Raw genomic sequence first — 13,300 nt, 5'->3', positions numbered from 1 at the left:
ATCCCCTGCCGACGGATAGCTTGCAGCTGGCAGCGGGTACTGGAGCGATCGGACCCGTAGTCGGCAGCAGTCACGCTGCCGCCACGCGGTGACGCTAAGGATCACGCCACGACCGATCATCGCCATGGCGGATGAAGGTGCCTTGCCCGTAACAGTGGCTCAACTGGCCCAGGCCAGGCTCTTCCAGAACTTGCCACCGGCCGCGCTGGAAAGCCTGGGCTCCCACTGCACCTGCCTTGATCACGGACCAGGCGAGGCCATTGTAGGTCCGTCGGACGACACGCCGCCCTGCGTGTTCCTCATTCTCAAAGGGCAGGTGGAGATCCTGCAGGACGATGGCCCGGCCGGATTGGTGCGAGTCGGGCAGACCAGCCAGGGTGGCTTGGTCGGGGAATTTACCGCGATTGACGGCGTCCGTGGCGGCTGCACCGTGCGGGCCGTCAGCGTCACGCGCTGCATCAGCATTCCGCGCTCGGTCTTTCGGAACCTGATCGAGCAGCACCCGATCGTGGCGCTCCGCCTGCTCCACGACATGGTCAGCGTGATCCGTCGCCTGAACAACCGGGTCGCCTCGCTCCAAGGTGCTCACGCGGAGTTTGAGCGCATCCGCAGGGACCTTTTCCGCTACATGGTCTAGCGCCCGCTGTTTGCCGGGTTCATCTGTTGCTCGGACCTTTGTAGGGCAACTGCAGCGGCAACATCCTGCCAGTCCCAATTTGGCCGATCGCGTAGAAGCCGGCGCCGCCGCTCCTCCCGTTCGCTGGTCATCCAAGTGCCCTGCTCCGTCATGGCAGCGTTGATGCGCTCGGCAAGATTAGCCTGCTGGGCCGTCGCGTATATGCAGTCCTCCCAATGGTGGCGGAAGGATAGGTGCCTTTGGCCGGCTTTCGGTGGAAGCCCATCAACGCATGGGTGATCGATCGTTCATGCAGTTGACGAGGCAGCATCATGCCGGCGATGCACGCGTTTTGGATCTCACACCGGTCCTGCGCCTTCCACCTCATTGCTGCATCCAACAATTTCCCATCCACCTGCTGGGCTTCCTGTTCCAGGGACGCCAGCGGCTCCTCGAAGATGCGCAGCGTCCTGCATCGTGGTGAGCAGGGCGCAGGAGCGGGCGGTAGAGTGGCCGTCCCCGTTCTAGCTCGACGATGCGGCTTCCTGCTCAGCGAGGTTGCCGAGTTTTTTCGATGATGTGCCGGCGGGCTTGGTCCAGGTTGGTTTCGTGGGCCTGCTCGGGTATCTAGTTGGGTCGCCCGGTGCGGCACGGCAGCCTCGGTGTCCTGCTCCTGCTGGCAGAACACCGCTGAAGACGGACGATCTCCGGCTGGATGATGGTCTGGCGGTTGCAGCGATCGGAAACAGTCGTTTCACCTCAGCCGGACATCGAACCGCGGAAAGCACGATATGCCGCCAAAGCGCCGCGCCAGTCTGGCCGAGATCAGGGCGTTTCACGCGAAGATGATGGCGGTGGCGAGCCGATCGGCGGATCCACGTCTCGAGCGGGCCTTCGAGCTGGTGCCCAGGGAGGCGTTTCTGCCGCCTGGGCCCTGGCAGGTGATGGTCAACCACACCTATATCGAGACCCCGACGGCCGATCCCGTTCATCTCTACCAGAACATCCTCGTTGCCCTGGATCCCGCCAAAGGGATCAACAATGGCGAGCCTTTCCTCCATGCGGCGTGGCTGGGCGCGGTTGCCCCGATGAATGGAGACATCATCTGCCACATTGGCGCCGGCAGCGGATACTATACGGCGCTACTGGCGACACTGACCCTGCCGGATGGCAGGGTGCATGCCTTTGAGATCGACGAGAACCTGGCGGCCCAAGCACGAACCAATCTCGTGCCGTTTGAGATTGCCTCGGTGACACAGGGCGATGCCACCACGCTGCCTCTGCCGGCAGCGGACCTGATCTACGTCAATGCCGGCATAGCAGTTCCACCGATCTCCTGGCTCCAGGCTCTTCGCCCAGGCGGCCGCATGATCTTCCCGTGGCGACCGCACGAGAAAGTGGGCCTCGCCATCATGATGACGCGAACTGGTACCGGCTTTGCCGTGAAGCCGCTGATGCCCGCGTGGTTCATTCCCTGCATCGGCGCCTCTGACCTGGATGACTGCACCAGGATACCAACCGGCTCCGAGGCCCGCGCAGTACGTTCGGCATGGCTGAGCGCTGATCGCTCGCCGGATGACTCTGCTGTCGCCATCTACCGGCATGTTTGGTTTTCGACTGCGGTGGCTGATCCAGCCGCGGCCCGGTAGCGATCAGCGACTCCTAGCCTTGCTATCATTGAGCCTGCGCATGGACATGAAATCCCTCACCGCTGCCAGGTGCAACCTACTGGCCGCAGCACTCGACGACTTTACCTCCAGACGCGAAGTCGTGGGTGTCTTCCTGGGTGGCTCACTCGCAGCGGACACCGCTGATGCCTACTCGGATGTCGACCTTCGAGTGGTGGTGACAGCCGACAGCCACGCGCGGTTCGTTGAGCAGCGCCGCGAGATCCCGAAGCGATGGCCCGGCTTCTTGTTCAATGAGTGGCTGCCGGGCACGCAGCATTGCGTGTCGCACTTCCGACCCTTCGGAAAGATCGACATCTTCTACTATAATGCCAACGTAGTGAGGCCTTCACCCTGGCTCGGGCTACCCACCAAAGTCCTTTTCGACCCGCAGGGCGTCATTGCAGACCTCATCGATCGCTCGAGGGTCTTGCGGTTCACTGTCTCGGAGGACGATGTGGACGTTTCGATCAGCAAGGGGCTTGCCGCTGCGCATGAGGCCTATCGGCGAGCGAAGCGTGGCGAGCTGTTCTATGCGCATACCTTGCTGGACGAACTCCGGCAGCACGTGATCCAGGCGGACGACTGGCTATGGAACCGAGCACCAGACGCGGCGCTCATCGCCAAAGTCGATGTACGGGTAAGCGATCCGGTACGCACAGCTTTGGCAGCGAGCTATCCGCCCGCCCTATGACGCCGATGCCATTCTGGCTGTTCTAAGCGAGCTCGCACAGCTCTACCGTCAGCACGTCATGGAGTTGCACAAGAAGTTCCGGCTGACACGACCAATCGATCATGATCTGACTGCCTTGGATGTGCTCGCTTAGGCAAGCCTGCTGCCGTCTGTTGTTGGATCAACAGCGCCTCGCCGCATCCGCCATTAGCCGCCTTCGCCAACACCTTCAAGTCGCGCCATGTCTGCGGATGGATCATACCATGGCAGCCGCTACCGCACGGCCGATCTGGCTGCCAGTGGCGATGAGGGCGTGCCTTGGCACGTCGCTTCCTGGCGCCTCCTGGAAGGAAGGCAGATCTGACCAGGCTCGATCGCCTTGTGAAAGGCATGTGGATCATGGGGAGGGCATCACCGACCGGGGACCGAGCACCAAACATGATAGCTGGCCGTCCGGTGCAGTCGCAGCTAGCCTTCCGGTGATTGCAGATATCCCCCCTGGCACCACCGCCAGACTGCCTCATACACCGTCCAGCCTGGCTCGGGCGGTTGACCGGGACGCAACCATCGCCGGTCCTTGGGCGCCCACCCCATCTCCGCTGCGTCCGTCTTCAGGATGGCTTGCACGTAGCGCGCCTCGGCGAGCTTGGTCTGGCCCATCAGCTCGATCAGCAGCTGCGTGAGCAGGACATGTTCCTGGAATAATCTGGCGTGGAGAGGGCCCATCGTGACGGCGTCCGGTCATGGCCCCTCATCACCAGGACCAGCGCTAGGACGTTGACCAGCGCCGAGGGTTCCATGGTCACTTCAAGACAGCCTCACCTTTCCGGGACGAGCGCCAAATGTCGTTGCCTTCCGGATGCGGAACCTTCAGTGCAGCATGTAGCTAGAGCTTGCCGGCAGCTCCAACCATTCCCAGCATGCGGAGCTTCCATGCAGTCCGGCGGGCCGACGGCTAGGTGTGCCTGGTGCCATCGGCGTGTTGAACCAGCGGGTATCCCCCTGCTCAGCCCTCTGCGAAGAGGATCGCGCTCGCAAAGTCGCTCCGACATCCGGCCCGATTAGCCGACACGAGATGGAGGACCGGGCGCGCCCACCAGCCGCCGTACCCTGCTCAGCACAATGGCGGCAGCACCGGCGGTCGCTGCCACAGGCGCCGCAGCGGCGTCCGCCCACCAAGACAGCGCGATGCGGTCGCTCATTCGTCAGTGGGAGGAGGCGGTTGCCGCTTGGAAGATCGAGAGCCGGATCGACGAGGAGAGCGATGCGACGGAAGCGAAGCGTCAGGTATGGGATAGCCTGGAGAAGCAGATCTTCCGCACCCCGCCCGGTCGGCCGACGATCTTCGGCTCAAGATCGACTTCTACGGCCGCGAGGATCCGCTGACGGACGGCAACTGGCTGGCCAGCATCTTCGCGGACGTCGAGTCCATGCTGCTGATGGGAGAGCGGGCATGAGCCCACAACGAACGTTGGATCGGCGGGAACTCCCCAACCGCTTCAAGGTCGATGCCGTCGGCCTAATCGAAGGCTAGTTGAAGGTGGGCAGGCCGCCCCGCTGCAGAACCACTGGTTGTCAGGGCTCATTGCTGCCCGTGACATATGACCACCAGCGATCACAAGATCACATTGGATCTTAACAATGAAGCGGCTGGGATGTTACGTTCCGTTGGCCGGGCAGCCGGATCGCGGAGTGAGCCCACGCAACAGAGGGGGCCGCCGCGAGGACTTCAGGGGTCCGCGCAGAGCACCGAGGAACAAGGTGCCGGGGAAGAGGAGGCTGAAATGAGCTTGAGCAACGGACGTTGCGCGGTCGTGGCCGCCCTGCTGGCCACACTGGCCGGCAGCACGGCGCTGGCGGCGGAGAAGTACGAAGTCGCCGTCATCCGCTGGGCGCCAGAGGACATCTACTTCAACGGCGTCCAGCGCGGCCAGGAGATGGAACGCGACCGGATCATGAAGGAGGACGGCGTCGAGATCGAGTTCCGGGTGTTCGGCGCCAACGACGTGAGCGCGCAGCGCAACGCACTCGATGCGCAGATCTCCCGCGGCGTGGACGGCGTGCTGATGGTGCCCTGGCGCGGCGAGGCGATGCGCGGCGTGGTCAACCAGCTCCACGACGACGGCATCCCGGTCGTGATCAGCAACAATCTGGTACCGGGGGCCAAGCAGACCTTCGTCGCCTTCGACAACGAGGCCGCCGGCCGCAAGGGCGGTGAAGCGCTAGTCAAGCGGCTGAACGAGCTGCGCGGCGCTGACTGGGCAAAGGCGGGCGGCGTGATCATTGAACTCCGCTGCGTCATCACCGCCTCCGGTGACATCGATCGCCACAACGGCTACCGCAGTGCGCTCGATCCGATCGTCGCCGAAAACCCGGGCGTTCAGATCGAGGTCAACGAGGCCGGGTGCGACGGCGGCAAGGCGCGCAAGGCGGTCGACGACATCATCGCCCGCCACGGCCCGGAGCAGATCCTGGCCGTGATCAGCATCGACGGCACCATGGGCGTGGGCGGCGCCGTGCCGGCCTTCCAGGCGCAGGGCATGCTGGTGCCGCCGGACGATCCCAAGCACATCCCGATCATCACGATCGACGGCACCATGCCTGAGCTGGAGGCGCTCGAGCGCGGGCACATCGACACGGTGATGGTCCAGCCGGCCTTCGGCGAGGGCATCATGTCGATGCGGCTGCTCTACGACATGATGAAGTCGGGCAAGATGCTGGAAGCTCCGGCCGAGCCGCAGAAGCTCTATGCCGACGGCGACGAGCTGTGGATGCCGGTCGAGGTGCTGCCCTCCGACCAGTTCGACGGGCCATGGTACCGGATCCAGACCTATGGCGTTCCGCATGACGTCTCGCCTAAGGATCCGCGCAACTGGGCGGTGCAGATGTCCGAGCAGGGTGGTGCCCAGCCGGAAGGCGCCAACTAAGAGCGGGCCGCCTGCTGCCCTGCCCCTCGGCGCGGGTAGCAGGCTCATGCCTCGACGACATCCGTTCTGGACCATTCCCCATGCTCGCTGTCGCTCTCCCAACCGAGAGCCCGGCCCAGGCGGCCGAATCCTACCGGCTGGCTGGCCTCACTCGCAGGTTTCCCGGTGTGCTGGCGGTCGACCAGGTTGACCTGACCGTCCGGCGCGGCGAAATCCACGGCATCATCGGCCGCAACGGTGCCGGCAAGTCGGTGCTGGTCAGCATGATCGCCGGGCTGATCCCGCCCAGCGCCGGCACGGTGCTGGCCAGTGGCGGCCAGCTCGATGCCGAGAATGCGACGCCGGTCCGGGCGCATCGGCTGGGCATCTCGCTGATCCCGCAGGAGCCGCGGTTCGCCCGGGCGCTCACCGTCACCGACAACCTGTTCATGGGCCGCGAGCTGACGGTGGGGCTGGGCTTCCTCGACCCGGCCGGCATGCGCCGTGCGGTGGCCGACGTGATCGACCGGCTGGAGCTGGATGCCAGCCCCGCCAGCCGAATGGGCGACCTGCCGATCGAGACCCAGCAGCTCCTGGCGTTCGGCAAGGCGGTGTTCATCGAGCACGCCCGGATCATCCTCCTGGACGAAATCACCGCGTCGCTGTCACGCCAGCGCAAGACGCGGCTCCTGGGCCTGCTGCGCACGCTGGCCGCCGAATCGGCCGACCTGTCCTTCACCCTGATCTCCCATCACATCACTGAGGTGATGGAGTTCACCGACCGGGTGACGGTGATGCGGGACGGCCGGGCGGTCGCGACGCTCGCCACCGCGAAGACCGACGAGCGGAGCCTGGCCAACTGGATCGTGGGCGACGTCAAGATCACCGGTCCTGCGCAGGCAGCCAGGCCCGCTGCCAAGCCGCGGGCCGCAGCCATGCCGCTGCTTACGGCAGACGGGCTGGGCGACGGCCGCGACTTCCACGACCTGTCCTTCCGCCTGCAGCGCGGCGAGGTCATCGGCTTTGCCGGGCTGGAGGGCTCGGGCAAGGACGCCGCCCTGGAAGCGCTGTTCGGCCTGCGCCCGTTCCGGACCGGCGAGGTCCGCCTGGAAGGCAGCTCGGTGCGTTTTGCCGCGCCGCGCGAGGCGCTCAAGGCCGGCATTGCCTTCCTGCCCAAGCATCGCGAGGTCCAGGCTGTCATCCAGAACCGGCCGGTGGAGGACAACACGCTGATCTCCAGCCTGCGCCGGATCCAGGGGCCCTTGGGCTTCCTGCGGGTGCACGAGGGCCAGCGCATCGCGCGCGAGAAGACCGCCGAGCTGCAGGTCAAGACGCCCAGCATCTTCACGCCAATCGACCATTTGTCCGGCGGCAACAAGCAGAAGATTCTGATCAACCGGTTGTCGCTGACCACGCCCAAGGTGTTCCTCCTCAACGAGCCGACCCGGGGCGTGGACCTGGCGGCCAAGCCGGCGCTCCTGCAGGTGGTGCGCGACAAGCTGGCAGCACAAAGCGGGGTGATCATGCTCTCCGAGAGCGAGGACGAGTTGGTTGCCTGCTGCGACCGGGTGCTGGTGTTCTTCCGCGGCCGGATCACCCGGGTCCTGGAGCGGGGCAAGCCCGACTTCACCGTCGGCGAGATCTACAAGAGCGTTCAGGGAGTGGAGGAGCCATGAGCGGTTCCCTGCAAGCATTCGTCCGCACCGTGTTCGAGCGGCATCTGATCTGGGCGCTCCTGGTCCTGCTGGTCCTGATCGGCCTGACCGTCCCGGGCTTTCTGTCCACGCGCAACCTGATCAACGTCCTGTGGGCAGCAGCACCGCTAGGCTGCGTCGTGCTGGGCCTGTTCTTCGTGCTGCTGACCGGCAGCCTCGACCTGTCGCTCGAATCGACCTTCGCCCTGGCGCCGACACTCGCGATCATGATCGTGCTGAACTGGCTGCCAGACCTGGTCTGGCCGGGGCTTACCATGCCGATCGTGCTGGTGATCGGCCTCGTCGCCGGCATGGTGAACGGGTTCATCTCGGTGCGGCTGGGCGTGAACGCTTTCCTGGTGACGCTCGCGACCTTGCTGGTATACCGCGGGATCGTGATCTTCCTGATCCCCGAAGGCATCTACTATCTGCCGATCGAGATGACCTTCTGGGGCGAGAGCCGCATCCTGGGCTTCTTGCCGATCGCGGTGATCATCTGGTTCGTCCTCTATGGACTGGCCTTCGCGCTCATCAACTACCACCGCCTAGGCAAAAATATCTTCGCGCTCGGCAACAACCCGGAAGCGGCCTTCATCGCCGGGGTCGATGTCGACCGCACCCGGATCACCTGCTTCTGCATCGCCGGGGTGCTGGCAGCGCTCGGCGGGCTGCTGGAGGTCGGGCGCCTGCAATCGGCGGTGGCCGATCTCGGCCAGGGCGACATCCTGATGGCGTTCGCCGGTGCTATCCTGGGTGGCACCGGGCTTGCCGGCGGGGTGGGCAGCGTCGGCGGGATCTTCGCCGCCGTGCTGGTGATCTCGATCATCGAGAACCTGATGAACCTGTTCGGCGTCGAGCCCTCGGTGCGGCAGATCGTGTTCGGCCTGATCCTCCTGGCCGCGATCTACCTCACCAGCCTGCAGGGCCGGGTCCGGGTGGGGGCGGCCTGACCATGCCGGACCGCTACCTCCTCGGCATCGACAGCGGCCTGACCGTCACCAAGGCGGTGGTGTTCGACCTGGCCGGCCGTGCACTGGGCCTGGGCCGCTGCGAGATCACCACGCACAAGCCGAAGCCGCGCCACGTGGAGCGCGACATGGGCGAGCACTGGCAGGCGACCTGCCGCGCGATCCGGCAGGCGCTGATCCAGGCGACGATTCCGCCGGACCGGATCGCCGCGATCGGCATCACCGGCCATGGCGACGGCGTGTACCCGATCACGGCAACGGGCGAGCCCAACGGCCCAGCCATGCTGTCGCTGGACAGCCGCAGCAGCGGCATCGTCGAGGAGTGGCGGCAAGACGGCCGGATGGACGAGCTCTTGCGCCGCACTGGCCAGGCAACCCCGAGCTTCACGGCCGCCGCTCACCTGGCCTGGATGAAGCGCCACGAGCCGGAGCGCTACCGCAGCACCCGCTCGGTGCTGTTCTGCAAGGACTGGCTGCGCTTCCGACTAACCGGCCGGATCGCCACCGACCGGACCGAAGCCAGCTCCTCGTTCACCGACGTGCAGACCCAGCGCTACAGCCAAGCAGTGCTCGACCTCTACGAGATGCCGGAACTCTGGGACGCCCTGCCGCAGGTCCTGGAGCCGACCGCGGTCGCCGGCGAGGTGACGGCCGAGGCGGCGGCGGTCACCGGCTTGGCCGTAGGCACCCCGGTGGTCGCCGGCCTACATGACGTAGTGGCGACGCCGATCGGCATGGGCTGTATCGAGCCGGCTCAACTTTCCCTGATCGCCGGGACCTTCAGCATCAACTCGGTGCTCTCCACGGCCCCGGCCTTCGACCCGGACTGGTGCTGCCGCAACGGCTTCCGGCCGGGCGAGTGGCTGGACATCAGCGGCTCGCCGGCCTCGGCGACCAACATCGACTGGTTCGTCCAGCAGTTCTGCCGCGACACACTGAAGGAGGCGCGGGCATTCGGCTGCTCCCCCTTCGACCTGCTCCAGGACGAGATCGAGGCCGCGTTCGCTCGGCCGTCCGGCCTCCTCTACCATCCCTTCCTCTACGGCTCGCCGCACGGCGATGCCGCCACGGCCGGGTTTCTCGGGATGCAGGCCTGGCACGAGCGCGGCCACCTGATCCGCGCCCTGTTCGAGGGCATCGTCTTCAACCATCGTTTCCACGTCGACGCGCTGCGCCGGGCCTTCCCGATGACCGAGGCACGCCTAGGTGGTGGCGGGGCACGCAGCCCGCGGCTCAGCCAGCTGTTCGCCGACACCCTGGACCTGCCGGTCACGATCGTCGACGCCGATGAGGCCGGTGCCCTGGGCGTCGCCCTGTGTGCCGGGATTGGCAGCGGCTGCTACGCCGACTACGCCCAGGCAGTGGCCGCTGCCTGCCGGATCCTCCGCCGGCACGAGCCTGATCCTGGACGCCATGCCACGCTCGACCGCGCCTACCACAACTATCTCGGCTCGATCCGTACGCTCACGCCGTTCTGGCCGGCCCTACGCGCAACCGATGAGCTTGCCTGAATGAGAGCTGCACCATGGCCATGACCCGCCCGCAACGTCTCGCCGCGGTCCGGACGAAGGCGCATTTCCCGGTCGTCATCGTCGGCGCCGGGATCAACGGCATCGGGACCTTCCGCGACCTGTCCCTGCAGGGCGTGGATTGCCTCATCGTCGACAAGGGTGACTTCTGCAGCGGTGCCAGCGCGGCACCCTCCCGCCTGATCCATGGCGGCCTGAAATACCTGGAGACTGGCGAGTTCCGCCTGGTCGCCGAGGCGACGCTGGAGCGCAACCGGCTCCTGCGCAACGCCGGGCACCTGGTCCGCCCGCTGGAAACGATGGTGCCGCTGTTCTCGTGGCTGGACGGGATCGGCCCGACGGTGCGGCGCTTCTTCCGCCGTCCGGCACGGACCACCAGCCGCGGCGCGGCCATCATCGAGATCGGCCTGTCGCTCTACGACTATTTGGGGCGCCGCGAGCGGGTCATGCCCCGGCACCGTTTCTGGCGGCGGCAGGCGGCGCTTCAGGCGATGCCGGGCCTAGATCCTCGCCTGGTCGCCGCGGCCAGCTACTACGATGCCTGGATAACTCAGCCGGAGCGGCTCGGACTGGAACTGGTCATGGATGCCGAGGCGGCCAATCCCGGCTCGATCGGCCTGAACCATGTGCGCCTGGTCGGCCGGGACGGCGGCCGCCTCCGGTTCCGGGACGAGCTGTCCCAGGAGGAGTTCGAGGTCCACCCCGACCTCGTGATCAATGCTGGCGGCGCCTGGATCGACCGCGCCAACCAGGCGATGGCCGTGCCGAGCCGCTATATCGGCGGCACCAAGGGCTCGCATCTCCTCCTGGACCACCCGGCCCTCCTGCGGGCACTGGACGGCCGGATGCTGTCCTTCGCCACGGCGGACGGCCGGCTCTGCCTGGCGTTCCCGTTCCTGGACCGGGTGCTGACCGGCTCCACCGACCTCCGCATCGACGATCCCGACCAAGCGGTCTGCGAGGACGCCGAGATCGACTATATTCTGGCGGCCCTGGGCGCCATGTTCCCAGGCCTTTCAGTCGACCGCTCGCACATCGTCTACACCTATTGCGGCGTGCGGCCGCTGCCGCGCAGCGATGCCGCCGATGTCGGCGAGATCAGCCGGGACCACTCGGTGCCGATCGACGAGCCAACCGCCGAACGGCCTTTCCCGATCCTGTCGCTGGTGGGCGGCAAGTGGACCACGTTTCGCGCCTTCGCGGCGGAGACGGCTGACCGGGTGCTGGCCCGGCTGGGGCGGCAGCGCCGCTGCTCGACCGAGCTGGAGCCGATCGGCGGGGGTCGCGGCCTGTCACCGGCAGGGCCTGCCCAGGATGGCTGGATCGCGGAGTTCGCCAGCCGCTGCGGGCTCGACCAGGACCGGGCGGCGGCGCTCGTGCATCGCTACGGCAGCCGCGCCGAGGCCATTGCCCGCTTCTGCGCCGCCGGAGCCGACCAGCCCCTGCAGAGCCTACCCGCCTACAGCAAGCGCGAAATTGAATTCATCGCCCGGGAGGAGCAGGTCGGCACGCTGGGCGACGTCCTGCTGCGCCGGACCGTGATCGCAATCACCGGCCGCGCCAACCTGGGCGTGATCCGGGAGCTGGCCGAAGTGCTGGGCGAAGTCCTCGGCTGGGACGCCGCTCGCCGCGAGGCAGAGGTGGCGCGTACCCGTGCGGAGCTGGCGGACCGTCATCGGGTGGAGCTGGCAGAGCAGGCGCCGACGCACGTGGCGCGCGTGGCCGTGCCGACATGAAGAGTGCCGCCCGCCGCCAGCGGATCGTCGATGCGCTGATGGAGCAGGGCTCGGTCCAGGTCGACGACCTCGCAACCTCGCTCAGGGTCAGCCGGATGACCATCCATCGCGATCTCGACATGCTCGAGAGCGACGGGATCGTCTGCAAGGTCCGCGGCGGAGCCACCATCCAGTCGAACACCCTGTTCGAGAGCGATTTCCGCTACCGGGAGCGGGTAGCGCTGGAGGAGAAGCGCCTGCTAGCGGAGGCGGCTGCCGAGCTGATCGAGCCGGGCCAGGCGATCATCCTGGACGGCGGGACCACCATCCAGGCATTGGCACCGCTCCTGACGCAGCGGCGGCCGCTCACTGTCATCACCAACAGCCTGGGCATCAGCGCAGCATTGGCGGAAGCGCCCGGCATCAGCCTGATCGGCCTGGGCGGCGTCTACAGCCGGCACTATCACGGCTTCATGGGCGCGCTCGCCGAGCGGATGCTGGCCGACCTCCGCGCCAACCTCCTGTTCATGTCGACGGCCGCCGTCTGCGGGCGGACCGCCTTCCACCAGGACCCGCAGGTGGCCCAGGTCAAGCGGGCGATGATCGCCGCGGCCGAGCGGCGCTTCCTCCTGGTCGACCACAGCAAGTTCGGCAAGACCGCCCTGAACGTGCTGACCGACCTGATGACCTTCGAGGCGGTGTTCACGGGCTCGGCCCTGCCCGAGGCCATCCGCAAAGATCTGGCCGGCCAGGGCGTCACGCTGCGCATGGTGCAGATGCCGGAGCAATCGGGACGCCCGGCGGACATGGTGATCCGGAGTGAGGTGACGCCATGAGCCTGTTCCTCGGCATCGACGCGGGCGGCACGGTGCTCAAGGCCGCCGTCTTCGACGGGCAGGGCCAGGAGATCGCCGCGGGCGTGGCGCCCATGACCAACAGCCACCCGCAGCCGGGGCGCAGCGAGCGCGATCCGATCGCCATGTGGAAGGCCTCGGCCGCGGCGATCCAGCAAGTGCTGGCCGCACCGGGGGTCGACGCCCGAGCGATCGCCGCGGTCGCCTGCACCGGGCACGGCAACGGCGTCTATGTCTTCGACGGGCAGATGCGGCCCGCGTACCCGGGCATCATCTCCTCGGACATGCGCACCCACGACCTGTGCCAAGCGCTGATGGCGGCCGAGCAGGGCCAGGCGCTGGTGGCGCATTCACGGCAGCAGCTCCGGCCGGCCTCCACGCCGCTCTACCTCCTTTGGTTCGATCGCCATGCACCGGAGGTCACCCGGACCGCGCGCCACGTCCTGCTCTGCAAGGACTATGTGCGCTACCGCCTGACCGGGAGCATCGACAGCGACCTGAACGACCTGTCCGGCAGCCACCTCGTGCATGTCGAGACTCGCGACTACGACACGCCACTGTTCCAAGGACTGGGGATCGGCCACTGGCTGGAGCGGATGCCGCGGATCCGGCGCAATTCCGAAATCGTCGGCGTGGTGACGCCCGAAGCTGCGGCGGAGACTGGGTTGCGGGCCGGCA

General features: G+C 66.8%; 11 protein-coding genes. 10 read left to right on the top strand and 1 reads right to left on the bottom strand.

Going from position 1 to position 13,300, the window contains the following annotated elements:
• Positions 1-124 precede the first annotated feature (124 nt).
• From EQG76_RS27715 to EQG76_RS27705, 3 genes are all read left to right on the top strand, one after another.
• Positions 125-637: a Crp/Fnr family transcriptional regulator gene (locus EQG76_RS27715; RefSeq protein WP_255476605.1), complete on the top strand. Its 513-nt coding sequence runs from the start codon at positions 125-127 to the stop codon at positions 635-637.
• A gap of 770 nt (positions 638-1,407) precedes the next feature.
• On the top strand, positions 1,408-2,265 hold the full coding sequence (locus EQG76_RS27710) for a protein-L-isoaspartate O-methyltransferase family protein (RefSeq protein ID WP_159718298.1): 858 nt from the start codon (positions 1,408-1,410) through the stop codon (positions 2,263-2,265).
• A gap of 40 nt (positions 2,266-2,305) precedes the next feature.
• Positions 2,306-2,977: a nucleotidyltransferase domain-containing protein gene (locus tag EQG76_RS27705; RefSeq protein WP_200841175.1), complete on the top strand. Its 672-nt coding sequence runs from the start codon at positions 2,306-2,308 to the stop codon at positions 2,975-2,977.
• Positions 2,978-3,424: 447 nt separating this feature from the next.
• Here EQG76_RS27705 and EQG76_RS27700 read toward each other — a convergent pair whose 3' ends face one another.
• The gene (locus EQG76_RS27700; RefSeq protein WP_159718296.1) at positions 3,425-3,682 is read right to left on the bottom strand and encodes a hypothetical protein; all 258 of its coding nucleotides are present in this window, start codon (positions 3,680-3,682) and stop codon (positions 3,425-3,427) included.
• A 1,058-nt stretch (positions 3,683-4,740) separates the two neighbouring features.
• On the opposite strand from EQG76_RS27700, the gene EQG76_RS27695 reads away from it, so the two are divergent.
• From EQG76_RS27695 to EQG76_RS27665, 7 genes are all read left to right on the top strand, one after another.
• Positions 4,741-5,883, top strand: coding sequence for a sugar ABC transporter substrate-binding protein (locus EQG76_RS27695; protein WP_159718294.1), 1,143 nt, complete (start codon positions 4,741-4,743; stop codon positions 5,881-5,883).
• 80 nt (positions 5,884-5,963) lie between these two features.
• Positions 5,964-7,538 carry a sugar ABC transporter ATP-binding protein gene (locus EQG76_RS27690; RefSeq protein ID WP_159718292.1) on the top strand — a complete coding sequence of 525 codons (1,575 nt, stop codon included), beginning with the start codon at positions 5,964-5,966 and terminating at the stop codon, positions 7,536-7,538.
• Complete coding sequence (locus tag EQG76_RS27685; protein ID WP_159718290.1) at positions 7,535-8,506, top strand: ABC transporter permease; 972 nt, start codon at positions 7,535-7,537, stop codon at positions 8,504-8,506. The genes EQG76_RS27690 and EQG76_RS27685 overlap by 4 nt, the downstream gene beginning before the upstream one ends.
• A gap of 2 nt (positions 8,507-8,508) precedes the next feature.
• On the top strand, positions 8,509-10,035 hold the full coding sequence (locus EQG76_RS27680; RefSeq protein ID WP_159718288.1) for an FGGY-family carbohydrate kinase: 1,527 nt from the start codon (positions 8,509-8,511) through the stop codon (positions 10,033-10,035).
• A 14-nt stretch (positions 10,036-10,049) separates the two neighbouring features.
• Entirely contained in the window at positions 10,050-11,789 is a 1,740-nt protein-coding gene (locus EQG76_RS27675; protein ID WP_159718286.1) for a glycerol-3-phosphate dehydrogenase/oxidase, read from the top strand.
• A complete protein-coding gene (locus EQG76_RS27670; protein WP_159718284.1) occupies positions 11,786-12,604 on the top strand; it encodes a DeoR/GlpR family DNA-binding transcription regulator in 819 nt (272 codons plus the stop codon). The genes EQG76_RS27675 and EQG76_RS27670 overlap by 4 nt, the downstream gene beginning before the upstream one ends.
• Positions 12,601-13,300 (top strand): FGGY family carbohydrate kinase (locus EQG76_RS27665; RefSeq protein WP_255476604.1); only part of this gene is annotated, 700 nt, incomplete at its 3' end. The genes EQG76_RS27670 and EQG76_RS27665, both read left to right, overlap by 4 nt.

Origin of the sequence: Geminicoccus flavidas, from assembly GCF_009806515.1 — a bacterium.
GTDB lineage: Bacteria > Pseudomonadota > Alphaproteobacteria > Geminicoccales > Geminicoccaceae > Geminicoccus > Geminicoccus flavidus.
Note: the sequence above shows the minus strand (reverse complement) of the source record. Positions and strands in the feature narration are given on the sequence as shown.